Origin of the sequence: uncultured Thomasclavelia sp. (assembly GCF_944324745.1) — a bacterium.
Classification (GTDB): domain Bacteria; phylum Bacillota_I; class Bacilli_A; order Erysipelotrichales; family Coprobacillaceae; genus Thomasclavelia.
Genome location: NZ_CALUXO010000074.1, coordinates 21,782 through 36,438, shown reverse-complemented (window position 1 = coordinate 36,438; position 14,657 = coordinate 21,782). Strand labels below are relative to the sequence as shown.

Annotated in this window: 16 protein-coding genes and 1 riboswitch; of the genes, 13 read left to right on the top strand and 3 right to left on the bottom strand. The window is 31.2% G+C overall.

The window, feature by feature from the left end; all coding sequences use genetic code 11:
• The first annotated feature begins 2 nt into the window (after positions 1-2).
• The 4 genes from Q0K54_RS09840 to rpsO all read left to right on the top strand — a co-directional run bounded on the left by Q0K54_RS09840 (position 3) and on the right by rpsO (position 2,882).
• Complete coding sequence (locus Q0K54_RS09840) at positions 3-758, top strand: alpha/beta hydrolase (protein ID WP_294580739.1); 756 nt, start codon at positions 3-5, stop codon at positions 756-758.
• A 100-nt stretch (positions 759-858) separates the two neighbouring features.
• Entirely contained in the window at positions 859-1,713 is an 855-nt protein-coding gene (locus Q0K54_RS09835; protein ID WP_294580737.1) for a Cof-type HAD-IIB family hydrolase, read from the top strand.
• 1 nt (position 1,714) lies between these two features.
• Positions 1,715-2,464 (top strand): peroxide stress protein YaaA, encoded by a 750-nt coding sequence (yaaA, locus tag Q0K54_RS09830; protein ID WP_294580735.1) that lies wholly within the window; start codon positions 1,715-1,717, stop codon positions 2,462-2,464.
• 151 nt (positions 2,465-2,615) lie between these two features.
• The gene (rpsO, locus tag Q0K54_RS09825) at positions 2,616-2,882 is read left to right on the top strand and encodes a 30S ribosomal protein S15 (protein WP_294580731.1); all 267 of its coding nucleotides are present in this window, start codon (positions 2,616-2,618) and stop codon (positions 2,880-2,882) included.
• 32 nt (positions 2,883-2,914) lie between these two features.
• Here rpsO and Q0K54_RS09820 read toward each other — a convergent pair whose 3' ends face one another.
• Complete coding sequence (locus Q0K54_RS09820; protein ID WP_294580728.1) at positions 2,915-4,252, bottom strand: O-antigen ligase; 1,338 nt, start codon at positions 4,250-4,252, stop codon at positions 2,915-2,917.
• A 176-nt stretch (positions 4,253-4,428) separates the two neighbouring features.
• Here Q0K54_RS09820 and Q0K54_RS09815 point away from each other — a divergent pair, with 176 nt between their 5' ends.
• The gene (locus tag Q0K54_RS09815) at positions 4,429-5,343 is read left to right on the top strand and encodes a sugar phosphate nucleotidyltransferase (protein ID WP_294580725.1); all 915 of its coding nucleotides are present in this window, start codon (positions 4,429-4,431) and stop codon (positions 5,341-5,343) included.
• 107 nt (positions 5,344-5,450) lie between these two features.
• Here Q0K54_RS09815 and glmS read toward each other — a convergent pair whose 3' ends face one another.
• On the bottom strand, positions 5,451-7,268 hold the full coding sequence (glmS, locus tag Q0K54_RS09810; protein ID WP_294580722.1) for a glutamine--fructose-6-phosphate transaminase (isomerizing): 1,818 nt from the start codon (positions 7,266-7,268) through the stop codon (positions 5,451-5,453).
• A gap of 414 nt (positions 7,269-7,682) precedes the next feature.
• On the opposite strand from glmS, the gene Q0K54_RS09805 reads away from it, so the two are divergent.
• Positions 7,683-8,201, top strand: a complete 519-nt coding sequence (locus Q0K54_RS09805; protein WP_294580719.1) for a hypothetical protein — start codon at positions 7,683-7,685, stop codon at positions 8,199-8,201.
• A gap of 63 nt (positions 8,202-8,264) precedes the next feature.
• Here Q0K54_RS09805 and Q0K54_RS09800 read toward each other — a convergent pair whose 3' ends face one another.
• A complete protein-coding gene (locus tag Q0K54_RS09800) occupies positions 8,265-9,455 on the bottom strand; it encodes an acetate/propionate family kinase (protein ID WP_294580717.1) in 1,191 nt (396 codons plus the stop codon).
• A 514-nt stretch (positions 9,456-9,969) separates the two neighbouring features.
• A riboswitch (TPP riboswitch) is annotated at positions 9,970-10,070 on the top strand.
• Between the two features lie 70 nt (positions 10,071-10,140).
• Here Q0K54_RS09800 and Q0K54_RS09795 point away from each other — a divergent pair.
• The 7 genes from Q0K54_RS09795 to Q0K54_RS09765 all read left to right on the top strand — a co-directional run bounded on the left by Q0K54_RS09795 (position 10,141) and on the right by Q0K54_RS09765 (position 14,628).
• Entirely contained in the window at positions 10,141-10,668 is a 528-nt protein-coding gene (locus Q0K54_RS09795) for an energy-coupled thiamine transporter ThiT (RefSeq protein WP_294580714.1), read from the top strand.
• A gap of 271 nt (positions 10,669-10,939) precedes the next feature.
• Positions 10,940-11,473, top strand: coding sequence for a DUF402 domain-containing protein (locus Q0K54_RS09790; RefSeq protein WP_294580836.1), 534 nt, complete (start codon positions 10,940-10,942; stop codon positions 11,471-11,473).
• A 10-nt stretch (positions 11,474-11,483) separates the two neighbouring features.
• Complete coding sequence (tsaE, locus tag Q0K54_RS09785) at positions 11,484-11,933, top strand: tRNA (adenosine(37)-N6)-threonylcarbamoyltransferase complex ATPase subunit type 1 TsaE (RefSeq protein ID WP_294580711.1); 450 nt, start codon at positions 11,484-11,486, stop codon at positions 11,931-11,933.
• On the top strand, positions 11,930-12,529 hold the full coding sequence (tsaB, locus tag Q0K54_RS09780; protein ID WP_294580707.1) for a tRNA (adenosine(37)-N6)-threonylcarbamoyltransferase complex dimerization subunit type 1 TsaB: 600 nt from the start codon (positions 11,930-11,932) through the stop codon (positions 12,527-12,529). The genes tsaE and tsaB overlap by 4 nt, the downstream gene beginning before the upstream one ends.
• Positions 12,526-12,981, top strand: coding sequence for a ribosomal protein S18-alanine N-acetyltransferase (gene rimI, locus Q0K54_RS09775; RefSeq protein ID WP_294580706.1), 456 nt, complete (start codon positions 12,526-12,528; stop codon positions 12,979-12,981). The genes tsaB and rimI overlap by 4 nt, the downstream gene beginning before the upstream one ends.
• Positions 12,972-14,006, top strand: coding sequence for a tRNA (adenosine(37)-N6)-threonylcarbamoyltransferase complex transferase subunit TsaD (tsaD, locus tag Q0K54_RS09770; protein WP_294580703.1), 1,035 nt, complete (start codon positions 12,972-12,974; stop codon positions 14,004-14,006). Before rimI ends, tsaD begins: the two co-directional genes overlap by 10 nt.
• Positions 13,999-14,628 (top strand): redox-sensing transcriptional repressor Rex, encoded by a 630-nt coding sequence (locus Q0K54_RS09765; protein WP_294580700.1) that lies wholly within the window; start codon positions 13,999-14,001, stop codon positions 14,626-14,628. The genes tsaD and Q0K54_RS09765 overlap by 8 nt, the downstream gene beginning before the upstream one ends.
• The last annotated feature ends 29 nt before the right edge of the window (positions 14,629-14,657 follow it).

Genomic DNA, 14,657 nt, shown 5'->3' with positions numbered 1-14,657 from the left:
AAATGGTTGAAAAGTTTGAAGTAGCGATGACACCGTTTGATTGTATGCGGATGATCCATGTCTATTTACCAGATGATTATCATTATAGTCAGGAAAGATATCCAGTAATGTATATGTATGATGGTCATAATTTATTTTATGACAGTGATGCTACATATGGTAAATCTTGGGGTTTAAAAGATTTCATGGATCAATATGATAAGAAGTTAATTATTGTTGGAATGGAATGTAGTCATGAAGGAAACCAGCGTTTAAATGAATATTGTCCTTATGATGTTGCCAAAGGATTCTTTGGTCCTATTCATGGTCAAGGTCAACAATTGATGGACTGGGTAGTTAATGAATTTAAGCCAATGATCGATCAAAAATATCGGACGATCCCTTTTAGGGAATGTACTGGAATTGCTGGAAGTTCTATGGGTGGTTTGATGGCTTTATATACCGTAATTAAATATAATCAGTATTTTTCTAAAGCTGCCTGCATCTCACCGGCGATATCTTTATGTTTGAATCAATTACAACAAGATTATCTTTCTAACAATATTGATAGTGATACTCGAGTTTACTTTAGTTTTGGAACAAGAGAAATGCGTGGTAAATCAGGAGTAAACTGGATGTTAAATAATATTAGATGGTTTAATGATCGATTGATCGATAATCATAGCTATTGTTATATTAACGTTGTTAAAAACGGACGTCATAATGAAGCGTCATGGGAAAAAGAAAATCCGGTTTATTTGGATTTTTTGTGGAAATAAAGCATTTTAGAATATTTAAAATACTTTTTACTATTTAAGAAAAATAAAAGGAAGTTCGGTAAAATAAGCTAAAATAAAGAAAAAGACAGGAGGAACAAAGATGATTAAAATGATTGTTTCTGATATGGACGGAACTTTATTATTAGCTGATGCTTCAATCAGTCAAGAAAATTTAAAAGCAATTAGATATGCTCAAGATCGTGGCGTTATTTTTACAATCGCTACTGGTCGTGATTATGGTGGATTAAAAGGTGTATTGGATCGTTTTGATTTGCATTGTGATAGTATTTTAGGTAATGGGGCGCAGTTTGCTGATGCCAGTGGTAAAATTATTTCTAGTTGTTACTTTCCTAAGAAATTGTTTAAAGATGTTTTAAAAATATTTGATGATTTAAATACTTATTATATGATTTTTACTACTAAAGGTTTTTATACGACTGCTAAACCGGAAATCGTTCGCGATGCTTTTATCAATCGTTGTATTACTCGTTTTAAACGTCAACGTGAGGATTATGAAAATGGTGATCAGCAGGATATGCCATGTATGCATTTGATTGAAATTAAAAATGTTGATGAGTTTTTAAAAACTGATTTAGAGATCATTAAAGTTGAAGCCTTTAACACGAACACTGCTATTATTGAACAGGCAAAGGAAAAATTAGCTTTAATCGATGGTATTGCTTATTTATCGTCATTCGATGATAATGTTGAAGTAACTGATGTTAAAGCACAAAAAGGTTTGATTTTACAACAGGTAGTTAAACAAATGGAAATTGAAGCAGATGAAGTAATGGTTTTAGGTGATGGTTTAAATGATATTAGTATGTTTGAAAAATTTAAATACTCATTTGCCCCTGAAAATGCTGATCCCAAAATCAAAGAATTAGCTTATCAAGTTGTTGCCAGTTGTGAAGATAATGGTGTTGCTGAGGCTATTTATTCAATGATCAAGTAAGATGAAAATAATAACGACACCAGCTAAAAAAATGACTAATGATATTAGTTATTTAACCCCTGCAAGCTTACCGGTTTTTTTAGATGTAACAAGGGAAATCCTAAAACATTTAAAAACATTAAATGTAGATCAAATAAAAAAGATGCTTCGCTGTAATGACTCAATTGCCCAAGCAGCTTATTGGAATTATCAGACGATGGATTTAACGAGAAATACTGTACCAGCGATCCTATCTTATCAAGGAATTCAATATGATTATTTACAAGCTGATTTATTAGATTTTGATGATTTTGATTTTTTAAATGAGCATTTGGTAATTTTATCGGGTTTTTATGGGGTTTTAAAACCATTAGATGGAGTTGTCCCTTACCGTTTGGAACTTAATAATTATTTTAATAATGGTAAATATCGTAGCTTATATCAACTATGGGGCAATAGGATTTATCTGGAGTTGATCAAGGATGATCATAATATTTTGGATTTGGGGGCAAAGCAATATAGTAAAATCATTCAAAAATATTTAAGCGATGATATTAATTATGTAAAATGTTATTTTAAACAATGGTATCAAAATGAATTAAAAGAAGTAGGTGTATATGTTAAGATGGCTCGAGGAGCAATGACAAGATATCTGATCAAAAACAAGATTAATTGTTTGGAACAGGTTAAAAACTTTAATGAGCTAGGATATCAATTTGCAGCTGATCTATCAAATAATCAAGCATATGTATTCGTAAAAAAATATAAATAAAAATACCTAAAATTTGCTATACATATTTAAAATTTTCTTGACAATATCAATTATTTTGATAAAATTATTCATGCGGCTATCCCTAGGATATATGAGGACTTCGACGTATACCTTGGAGCTAGCTAAGTTAAAATTTTAGGAGGAAAAGTTAATGTTAACTAAAGAAGAAAAAACTGCAGTAATGCAAAAATATGCTCGTAAAGAAGGAGATACTGGTTCTCCAGAAGTACAAATCGCTGTATTAACAGCTGATATCAACAAATTAAATGGTCACTTTAAACAACATCCAAAAGATAAACATTCAAATCGTGGATTATTGAAAAAAGTTGGTCGTAGAAGAGATTTATTAAAATACTTAAAAAATAAAGATATCGAAAGATATTCTGCATTATGCGAAAGCTTAGGATTAAGAAAATAATCATAAAGTTAAATTTTTAAAAAGACAAATCGTTAAGATTTGTCTTTTTGGTTGGCTAAATAATGTAAATAACCTAGAAACATCCATGCTAAAGTGGCTGATAGACAATATACATAGAAAACACCATAATCAAATAAACTGCCAATAAATTCAGAGGCAACAATTAATGTAAATAGTAGTGACATCATATAAACATTAAAATTATGATGCTTTAGACATTTTAAGATATCTTTAAGGGAATAAATGATAAAAATAAAGAAAAGCAAACCACCAATAATTCCGGTAGTAACAAAACTTTCAACTATTACATTATGACTATGAACTACTTGAATTTGTTTAACTACCTGATCATCAGTTTCTTGAATCCCAATTTTTTGAAAATTATTAGCGCCAACTCCAATAATCGGACTGGTTTTAAAAACCGTATATGAAGTGTGCAATAATTCAATGCGTCCACTAGAAACCTGGTTAATTAATTTTAAACTTGGTTCAATATTACCAGTAAGTAAAAGTTCCACTGACTTAATCACTTCATCAATTTGAAAACGACTTTCACTAGTATCTTGATTAAACAAGTTTGATAAAGTATTAGTCGTAAAGATACTTCCTAGAAATATTCCCAAACAAATTAAAACTGATATACTACAGCGAACAAGACGAGAGTAATTCTTTTCTTTAATGAAGTAGGCATAACACATTGCGGCTAAAATAATTGCAATAATAATTAGGGCACTACGACATTTAGTTAGTAAGATATAGATAACTTGGATAATAATATTACTAAGATAAAATGATGAATACTTACTCTTATTTTTAAGGGCAATCATTGCCATTATGATTGCTATTGTTGCTAAAAAGGCAGCTGGATTACAATTGAAATAAACACCAAATAATCGATCATCTACCATACCGATTGGCCAGCCATTTTGTTGATTGGAAAAATTAGTAATATACATTAAAATTGAAATCAAGCTGGCAATGGCTGTTAATGTGGTTGTCAAAGGAATAATTATCTTTAATTCTTGTTTTAATGTGTTTATAGAAAAATTTTGTCTATTTTTATAGATTAGAAAAAAGATAATTATTTGCATCAAGGCAATTAAAAAGGATTTTTGATTGCTATAGGGATTTAATAAAGTTGCCAAAAATAATAGCAACCCATAAACGCTTATTAATAAAAAATTGATATCTTGAAAGTTGATCTGTCGTGTGATTAGATCATAACTAATTAAAATGCCACCCCAGATCAACATGAGATAGCTTAATGGGTTAATATCTATTCCTAGATAGCCTAAGGCCAGGGTATTGATGAAGACATAAATTATAAAACAAATTTTGTAATTTTTTCGTGATAATATAATTTTAAACATGCAAACCTCCCACGCGACTATTCTATCAAAATCACAACTTAATTACTACTATTAGTATTCTTAATTTTTAGTGAATTAAAATTATTATGGCTAAATTTTTTTGTCATATACTGGCAATTAAAGCAACTTTAAGTTATTATATTTTTTAAGAGAATATTTAAAGGGTGGAAAAGAAAATGAAAAATATTACATTAGTTATCATGGCAGCCGGAATTGGTAGTCGTTTTGGCGGCGGTATCAAACAATTAGCACCTGTTGGTCCTAATGGAGAAATAATCATGGATTATTCTATATTTGATGCAAAAGAAGCCGGGTTCAACAAAGTAGTTTTTGTGATTAGAAAGGATTTAGAGGAAGAATTTGATCGGGTTATTGGATCAAGAATTAAACAAGTAATCGATGTTGAATATGTATTTCAGGAATTAGATCAGATTCCAAGTGAATATCGGGAAATATTCAAAGATAGAACAAAACCATGGGGAACAGGACAGGCTATTTTATGCTGTCAGGATGTCGTAAAAGAACCATTTTTGGTTATTAATGCTGATGATTATTATGGTAAAGAAGCTTATCAGGTAGCCTATCAGTTTTTAACTGAGCCAAAAGAAAAAAGTTTTAAATTACCATTAGGGATGGTAAGTTTTGTTTTAGAGAATACTTTAAGTGAAAATGGCGGGGTAACTCGTGGTATTTGTCAGGTCGATGAAAGTGGTTATTTAAAAGATATTCGCGAAACTCATAACATTGAAAAAGCTGGCGATAAAGCAGTTGCTAGAGAAGATAAGGAAATTGAATTAGATTTAAAAGTACCAGTTTCGATGAATATGTGGGCGTTGCAACCAGAGATGTTTGCAATTTTGGAAGAAGAATTTGTAAAATTCCTAGCAGATTTAGCACCTGATGATTTAAAAACGGAATATTTACTGCCAACGATCATCGGTGGTTTATTAGCTGAAAATCGGGTTAGTGTTAAGGTTTTACAATCACATGATAATTGGTTTGGGGTAACGTATAAAGAAGATAAAGATTCTGTTGTTAAAAGTATTCAACAATTAATCAAAGAAGGGATTTATCCACAAAAATTATTTTAAATATTAAATACAGTTAAAAAAACCGTTAGATAATTTTGATAACTAACGGTTTTTATTTGCTTAAATATTGATAGTTGCTATTAAATAATAATTGCAATTATTTAATATTATTCAACAGTTACTGATTTAGCTAGATTACGAGGTTTATCTACATCGCATCCTTTTAATTTAGCAGCATAGTAAGCAATTAATTGCAATGGAATCGCCACCAATACGGCTTGTAAAATTGGATTTACATCGGGCATATAATAAGTTTCATCAACATTTCCAACTTCCTGACCAGCTAAAGTAAATAAGATAACTTTAGCACCTCTGGCAATAGTTTCTTGAATGTTACTAATAGTTTTAGCAGCTACTCGAGGTTGAGTTGCTACGGCAATGACTACACTGCCTTCTTCAATTAAGGCAATTGGTCCATGTTTTAATTCACCGGCAATATAAGCATCAGCATGGATGTAAGATACTTCTTTTAATTTTAAAGCTCCTTCTAAAACAGAAGCGTAATCTAAATTACGACCAATGAAATAAGCATCATGTAAATCTTTTAGATAACCGGCATATTTTTCAAATAATGGCTCGTCTTCTAAAATCTTTTCTAGCTGTTTAGGTAAATCAGCAATTCCCTTGATAATGTCTTTGTAAACATCATTTTCTTTTCCTAATGTTTGCGCAATATACATAGCTAGTAATAATAAGACAATTACTTGAGTAGTATAAGCTTTAGTACTGGCAACGGCAATTTCAGGACCAGCACAAGTATAAATTGTCGCTTCGGCATCACGAGAAATGGTAGAACCTAAGACATTTGCAACTGCAATTGTAGTGCAGCCTTTATCTTTAGCTAAACGCAAAGCAGCTAAAGTATCAGCTGTTTCTCCTGATTGAGAAACAAAAATACATAATGTTTTTTCATCGATGATTGGATCACCATATCTAAATTCTGAAGCGGCCTGGCTAAAAGTAGGGATACCAGTTAAACGTTCAAAAATATTAGCCCCTGATAAACAGGCATGATAGGCAGTTCCACAGGCAACAAAGTAAGCTTTGTTGAAAGTGGCAAAACGATCTTTAATTGCTTCTAATTCTGGTAAAACGATGCGATCTTCATTTTCAACTCGACCTCTTAATGTTTCTCCAATTACATATGGCTGTTCATGAATCTCTTTTAACATAAAAGTATCATAGCCACCTTTTTGGGCTGCTTCATTATCATATGGGATATGAGTTTTTTCTAGTTCGATTTCTTTACCTGTAGCATTGTAGAAAGTAATTTCGCCTGGTTTTAATCGAGCAATTTCATAATCTTTAATAAAATATACATCTTTAGTATAGTCTAATAAAGCGGGAATATCACTCGCTGCAAAACTGGCGTCTTTGCTAGTTCCTAGAACGATCGGACTATCTTTTTTAGTAACATAAATCGTGTCAGGCTCTAAGGTAGAAACGATGCATAATGCATAACTTCCTTCAATGCGGTTTATAACTTGTTTTAATGCTTCAAGCATGTCTCCTTGATAATAAGAATCTAATAAATGAACCACAACTTCACTATCAGTTTCACTATGGAAATGATAACCCTTGGCAAGTAATTCTTCTTTTAACTCACGATAGTTTTCGATGATTCCATTATGCACTAATGAAATAGTATTATCGTTATTAGTATGTGGGTGTGAGTTAAGATTAGATGGGATACCATGAGTTGCCCATCGAGTATGACCAATTCCAACATGACCAGCTGGATTTTCCAGTTCCAGTTGGTTGATTAGATTTTGCAGCCTTCCTTTAGTCTTAACAGTCATCAACTGATTTTGATCGACTAGTGTTACTCCTGCTGAATCATAACCACGGTACTCGAGCTTAGATAGCCCTTGAAGTAAAAATGGTAAAGCTTCGTCTTTACCTGAGAATGCTGTAATTCCACACATAAAAAATTCCTCCAAAATATTTAATTTTTATTTGTTATTATGGAGGATACCGAATGAATTTGTTTAACGATCACTCGTTATTTTTGTTCATTGTTCAGGTAGTATCATACCTCTAGACCATCCGCCGAATCTTTCGATAAGTCTAGTCCTCGTCAACTAATTATTAATTAGTCCTGGCGCTAAATTTTTTAATTAATCTCCGTAATAACTTAGTTGCTATTATATACAAATAAATTCTAAAAAGCAACCTATAATTATTATATGAAAATTAAGATTAAAGTGTGATAGTTATTTGATTAAAAATAAACACAAATTTTTGGGGATATTATAGTTTTACGAATAAAATCGGAAAAAGTGTAAAAACTAAAAGTGATTTTGATAATTACGGAATATAAATTATTAGGAGGAATTTATATGAGTGTAAAAGAGAATTTAATAGAAATAAGTAAATCATTGGAAAACTTAGAAGAGACCGGAATATATGATGTTGAAAAATATAGCTGTTCTTTAAAACATCTGACCAATCAATTAGAATATTTTTATTGTCATTTAGTAAAAGAAGGAGGACGAGATATCGATAATACTTATTATCATTTATCAAGCCGACCACAAGTTCATCAATTGGCTTATTTTAATATTGGTCGTGGTTTTCCTAAAGAATTAATGGATGGTCATTGGTGTTATGTTTTAAAGGATTTAGGATATAAGATGCTGATAATTCCCTGTACTTCAATTAAAGATAGTGAAGCCAATCCAGAATTTGAATTGGATATTGATGTTATAATGTCTGGAAAGAAAACTAGAAGTCGGCTGCAGTTAAGTGAAATTCGTTGTGTTGATATGCAGCGATTAGATTTACGAAAATCATTTTGTGATGTGTTGACTAAACATGAAATTATTACAGATTATGTTAAAGAGCATTTATTAAAATAAAAAGATCAATATTTAAAATAAGCAAAATACATAAAAGCAGCGGATTTTTTCCGCTGCTAAGTTTTATAGATTTAATAAACGTTTTGTGTCTCTGGCAATAACTAATTCTTCGTTAGTTGGAATGACGAATACTTTAATTTTAGAATTTGGAGTACTAATTAAACGTTCTCCCTTACCATTTACATTAGCTTCTTCATCAAGTTCAACTCCAAGAGCTTCTTTAAGTAAATCACAAATTCCGCTTCTTGCATAGTATGAGTTTTCACCAATACCAGCAGTAAAGCAGATAGCATCACAACCACCTAAAGCAATATAATAACGTCCAATATAAGCGATAACACGACGGAAGAAAATATCAATCGCTAATTGAGCTCTTTCGTGTCCATTTTGAGCTGCTTCTTGAACATCTCTAAAGTCACTAGAAACCCCAGAAATTCCTAATAATCCTGATTCCTTATTTAACATAGTGATAACTTCTTTCATATCCATTCCTACTTCTTCGATTAAATAATCGATAACAGAAGGATCAACGTCACCACTACGAGTTCCCATCATAATACCTGCAAGTGGAGTGAATCCCATTGATGTATTTACAGATTTACCATCTTTTACAGCGGTTAGAGAACCACCTGCTCCTAAGTGAGCAACGATAATTTTTGAGTGTTCTGGATTTCCTAATAAGTCAATTGCTCGTTGAGAAACGTAATAATGACTAGTACCATGAGCACCGTATTTACGAACTTTATAATCAGTGTAATATTTATAAGGGATTGGATAAATATAACATCTTGGTTCTAATGTTTGATGGAATGCTGTATCAAATACCGCAACAGCACCAGCATCAGGAATTGCTTCTTTAAATGCATAATATCCAGTTAAGTGAGCTGGGTTATGCAAAGGAGCTAATGATTTTAATTCATCGATTTTAGCAACAACATCATCATCGATAATGACTGATTGATCAAAATAAGCGCCACCTTGAACAACTCGGTGTCCAACTCCTTTAATTTCATTTAAATCTTTAACAATTTGTTTACTTACCAAAGTTTCTAATAACAGATTTACTGCTTCTTTATGATCTTTGATTGGTTTTGTAGTAACGTCTTTTTCTCCATTGTATTTGATAGTGAATATTGAATCATCTAAACCGATTCTTTCAATAACACCAGATGTAATAACTGATTCATCATCCATTTCAAATAATTGGAATTTTAAAGATGAACTACCAGCATTTACAGAAATAACTTTTGCCATTTATTGAGCCTCCTTACATATCGTCATTATATCATCATTTTCTCAAATTTCTAGATAAATGCAAGAGCTTTAGCTTTATAAAAATAAAAAAATTAAAAATAATATTAAAAAAATATCGATTAAATGATAGTTTATCGGATTTTATTAATTATTTTTAATCTAGGAATAATTTATTTAATTAATTTACTAATAATGTGTCATAGTTTTAAAAGTGTAATAATATTTAGTAACAACAATATAAGAAAACAATATAAATAATTTTAAAAATAACCCAAAACAAACCGACAGGTTATATAGACTATTACAAGTGTAACTTTATTTTGCTTATATACAAAAGATTGAAGGTATAAATTCAAAACTATTAAAACTATGACTCTACTATTATAATTTAATTGTAATAAATTGTAAATGCCAATCAATAGCCTGATTTTTTAAAATCTTGATATATTTTTAGAGTTAAATCCAATCAAAAGGGTAAAAGACCTTGATATTTTAGATTATTCATCTATAATAGTGGTTGAGCCAGGGGCGCATTTTGCTGAGAAAGGTCGAAACCTTGTCCCTTATCATCTGAACTGGGTAATGCCAGCGTAGAGAGAGCAAAATTTTAAGTTATTGCTTTTTTGCGCTTGCAAAAAAGCTTTTTTAATTTTGTTGGCTCTTTTTTTAGAAAGGAGAAACAAACATGAAAAACCAAAAATTTATTTTAAACACTAAAACAATGACTTATATGGCTATTTTTGCGGCTTTGCAGATTGTTTTAGAGTATCTAACTCAATTTACACCACAGATGCCTCAAGGAGGAAATGTGGCATTTTCACTGGTAGTATTGATGCTTTGCAGTTATTTAATGACACCAGTCTATGGCTTGATCGTATCACTAGTTTGTGTGGGATTGCATTTTGTTTTAGGCTTTGCTACATTTTATGGGGCTTTATCGGTTATTTTTGATTATCTTTTACCAATGGCAATTGTTGGGTTAGTAGGATTGATCCCATTAGTTAAGATCAATAAAATAGAACTGCCGGTAGGAATTATTATTGTTATGGTCTTAAAAACAATCTGTCATCTAATTGCTGGATGGTATGCGTTTGCAACACCATTACCAGCCAATTTAGGATATAATTTACCATACAATATTGCGACAATGGTAGTTTGCTTTATTTTATTTATGATCTTATATCCTAGACTTAAAAATACTATTAAAATATAAATTTAAATAGTAATAGCTATTATTTTTTAGATAGAAAAAATATTATTAAGTGATGTAATGACCTTTTAATAGATAGTATAAATAATTATGTACTGTTTATTAGAAGGTTTTTTATTTGGTAAAAAAATAAGACAGTATTTCTAATAAATTGGATAGAAATTACTTTTATAGGTAATGTTAATTTGAGCAAAAAATTACTTTTATTCTTTAGACTTTAAAAATATAGGTAATTTGTGTATAATGGTAATGTTATAAAGAGAGGTAGAAAATGATGTCAGATTCTCTGATAGGAAAGAAAGTATTAATTCATTGTTATAAGCATGATGGAACGATTCATCGCTGCTGGTCTAAAGGGTTTATTTTAGATGAAAATGATGATCATTTTATCTCCATTAATAATCGTACTTTAGTAACAGAAGCAGATGGACGGATGTGGCATACCAGAGAACCAGCCATCTGTTATTTTCCTAAGAAAAAATGGTATAATGTGATATGTATGATTCGTAAAACTGGAGTTTATTATTATTGCAATATTGCTTCACCAACATTATATGATGGCGAAGCTTTAAAATACATTGATTATGATTTGGATTTAAAAGTTTTTCCCGATGGGAATTATCGGATTTTGGATGAAGAAGAATATCGACAACATGCCAAAGCAATGAATTATTCAAAAGAATTAGATAAAATATTAAATAAGCAATTACAAATATTAATTGATTTAGCAAAGAAAAGACAAGGACCATTTAGTGATGATTTTACTAGACACTGGTATCATGTCTATGAAGATTTAACTCAAGGATAGGAGAAAAATAATGGAGAAAATAATTATTGTGGAAAATATCCAGGCAACACTAGCTTTAGGAAAAAAAATTGGTCAATTATTACAACCAGGAATGTTAATGACTTTAAATGGTGATTTAGGAACTGGTAAAACGACTTTTACAAAGGGGATTGGTCAGGGATTAGAAATAAAAAGTGTTATTAATAGTCCAACTTTTACAATTTTAAAGCAATATCAAGGTCGTTTGCAATTATCGCATTTTGATGCTTATCGTTTAGAAGGTCAAGATGATGATCTTGGTTTTGAAGAGATTTTTGATAGTGATGATGTTTGTGTTGTTGAATGGCCAGAATTTATTGAAGATATTTTACCAAAAGAGCGTTTAGATGTTGTTATTGAAAAAATAGATGATAATTCTCGTAAATTTATTTTCTCGACTAAAGATAAGCAATATGTACAGTTATTGGAGGCGTTAGGATGAAAACAATAATTATGGATACATCGAATTCATATTTAGTCATCGGACTTTACCAGGATGGAGTGGCCCTTGAAAAATATCAGGAAGCGGGGAATCGTCGGCAAAGTGAAGATGCTTTGCTTAGATTAAATGAGTTACTTAATAAACATCACTGGGAAATTTTAGATGTTGATGAAATGGTTATTACCATTGGTCCAGGCTCTTATACGGGACAAAGAGTAGCTTTAACTATCGCTAAAACTTTGGCAGCTATTTCAAACATTAAAATTAAAGCAGTATCCTCATTACATGGCTATGCGGGTAATCAAAAAGCTATTAGTGTTATTGATGCTCGCAGTCAAAAAGTGTTTGTGGGCGTATATAATCAAAATAAACCAGTAGTTGCAGATCAGTTGCTGGATATTGCAGATTTTTCAAGTTTTAAGCAAAACTATGAAGATTATCAAGTGGTCGGTGATAGTCAATTAGTTGGTTATGAATCTAAACCAGTGGATTTATGTCAAAATATTTATGACGCTAGTTTGAGTTACGATTACCAAAGTAATGTTGATAATCTTGTTCCACAATATTTAAAAGGAGTAGCTGCTAAAAAAATATGATAATTCGGCGAATGGAATTACAAGATATTGATGAAGTAGTGGCTTTGGAACAGGAATTATTTACTTCACCTTGGAGCAAGGATGATTTTATTTATGAGATTGAAAAAAATGCTTTTTCGACCATATTGATATTACAAGAAGATGATCAGATTGCTGGTTATTTAGGAATGTGGAATTTAGGTGATCAAAGCCAAATTACAACTTTAGGAGTAAAAAAGCAATATCAAGGTCGTGGTTTTGCTAAAGCATTAATGAATAAATGTATCGAAATTACTAAATATTTAGGTTATGATAATATTAGTTTAGAAGTTAGAGTATCTAATCAAAAAGCAATTAAGTTATATCAGCAGTTTGGTTTTCAAACAGTGGCAATTAGAAAAGATTATTATCAAGATAATCATGAAGATGCCTATTTAATGATTAAAGAAATGGAGGGGAAAGAATGTCACTAATTTTAGCAATTGAATCTAGCTGTGATGAAATGGCCATGGCTATTTTAAAAGACAAACGGGAATTTCTATCTAGTGTAATTGCTTCACAAATTGATGTCCATGCATTATATGGTGGCGTAGTACCAGAAATTGCTAGTAGAAAACATGTTGAATGTGTCTCATTAGTTTTAAAAGAAACTTTGAAACAGGCTAATGTATCAATTGATCAAATTGATGCTGTGGCCGTTACTAAAGGTCCGGGACTGGTAGGATCTTTACATATCGGTTTACAGGCAGCAAAGACGATAGCGATGGCTTATCATAAACCATTAATTGGAGTTCATCATATTGCCGGACATATTTATGCTAATAATTATAATCAGGATATGGAATATCCTAGTCTTTGTTTAGTTGTTAGTGGTGGCCATAGCGAGCTGGTGTTGTTAAAAGCTCCATTTGAATTTGAAGTAATTGGTCAAACTTTAGATGATGCTGTTGGTGAGGCTTATGATAAAGTTGGCCGAGTATTGAATTTACCATATCCTGGGGGACCAGTACTTGATAAAATGGCGGCTGCTGGTAAACCAACTTACAAATTGCCAGTTCCATTGGATGATGATAGTTTTAATTTCAGTTTTAGTGGCTTAAAATCAGCAGTCATTAATTTAAATCATAAAGCCAATTTACGACATGAAACGATTAATAAAGACGATTTAGCGGCCTCTTTTCAAAATGTGGTTATTGCTTCATTGGTTGGTAAAACGATCAAAGCCGCTAAAGCTTATAACGTAAAACAAGTAATGCTGGCCGGTGGTGTCAGTGCTAATAAAGGTTTACGTCAAGCTATGGAAGAAGCAGTGGCTAAATTAGATAATGTAGCCTTGTTGTTACCACCAATGAATTGCTGTACTGATAATGCGATGATGATTGCCCTTGCTGCTAAGGAAATGTATGATTTAAAGATGTTTAGTGATTTATCATTGGGAATTAAACCTAATTTGGATTTGGAAAAAGAATCAGTAAGTGAGGTTATGGACAATGGATAAAAAAATTTCTAATGCTACGATGTCTCGCTATCCAATCTATTTAAAAGCATTAAGAAAAATGCAACATGAAGGAAAAGAAAATTGTTTATCAAGTGAGTTATCAACGCTTACTGGTATTCAAGATACGACGATTCGTCGCGATTTTACTTATCTTTCAAAAACTGATAATTTTGGACAACGAGGTAAAGGTTATGATGTTAAGCATTTAATTGATGGATTGAGTGAGGTCTTAGGCTTAGGTCTTGATGAATCAATTATTATTATTGGTGTTGGTAATCTCGGTAGTGCCATATTGAAATATAATCGGTGGCAATATACAGTTGGAAAGATCGTCTGTGGTTATGATCAAGATAAAAATAAAGAAGGGGAACGTTTTGGGGTTAAAATCTATAATATTGATGATTTAGAAAAGACGTTTCCTAAGGATTGTAAAATTGCTATTTTGGCGATATCTGATAATGTGCAGGCTACTGTTGATCGATTGATGAAATTAGGAATCAAGGGAATAGTTGATTTTACACATACCCATTTTACAGTTGAACCTGGAGTTGAAGTTCAACAGGTTGATGTTGTTGTCGCAATTCAGGAATTAGTTTTAAAGATGGATTCACATCGACAATAAGCTGTTTAAATATAAAGTAAAAATTAGGA

Coding starts and splice junctions, on each gene's coding strand:
- Q0K54_RS09840 (WP_294580739.1), top strand. CDS start 3: ATGGTTGAAAAGTTTGAAGTAGCGATGACACCGTTTGATTGTATGCGG.
- Q0K54_RS09835 (WP_294580737.1), top strand. CDS start 859: ATGATTAAAATGATTGTTTCTGATATGGACGGAACTTTATTATTAGCT.
- yaaA (WP_294580735.1), top strand. CDS start 1,715: ATGAAAATAATAACGACACCAGCTAAAAAAATGACTAATGATATTAGT.
- rpsO (WP_294580731.1), top strand. CDS start 2,616: ATGTTAACTAAAGAAGAAAAAACTGCAGTAATGCAAAAATATGCTCGT.
- Q0K54_RS09820 (WP_294580728.1), bottom strand. CDS start 4,252: ATGTTTAAAATTATATTATCACGAAAAAATTACAAAATTTGTTTTATA.
- Q0K54_RS09815 (WP_294580725.1), top strand. CDS start 4,429: ATGAAAAATATTACATTAGTTATCATGGCAGCCGGAATTGGTAGTCGT.
- glmS (WP_294580722.1), bottom strand. CDS start 7,268: ATGTGTGGAATTACAGCATTCTCAGGTAAAGACGAAGCTTTACCATTT.
- Q0K54_RS09805 (WP_294580719.1), top strand. CDS start 7,683: ATGAGTGTAAAAGAGAATTTAATAGAAATAAGTAAATCATTGGAAAAC.
- Q0K54_RS09800 (WP_294580717.1), bottom strand. CDS start 9,455: ATGGCAAAAGTTATTTCTGTAAATGCTGGTAGTTCATCTTTAAAATTC.
- Q0K54_RS09795 (WP_294580714.1), top strand. CDS start 10,141: ATGAAAAACCAAAAATTTATTTTAAACACTAAAACAATGACTTATATG.
- Q0K54_RS09790 (WP_294580836.1), top strand. CDS start 10,940: ATGTCAGATTCTCTGATAGGAAAGAAAGTATTAATTCATTGTTATAAG.
- tsaE (WP_294580711.1), top strand. CDS start 11,484: ATGGAGAAAATAATTATTGTGGAAAATATCCAGGCAACACTAGCTTTA.
- tsaB (WP_294580707.1), top strand. CDS start 11,930: ATGAAAACAATAATTATGGATACATCGAATTCATATTTAGTCATCGGA.
- rimI (WP_294580706.1), top strand. CDS start 12,526: ATGATAATTCGGCGAATGGAATTACAAGATATTGATGAAGTAGTGGCT.
- tsaD (WP_294580703.1), top strand. CDS start 12,972: ATGTCACTAATTTTAGCAATTGAATCTAGCTGTGATGAAATGGCCATG.
- Q0K54_RS09765 (WP_294580700.1), top strand. CDS start 13,999: ATGGATAAAAAAATTTCTAATGCTACGATGTCTCGCTATCCAATCTAT.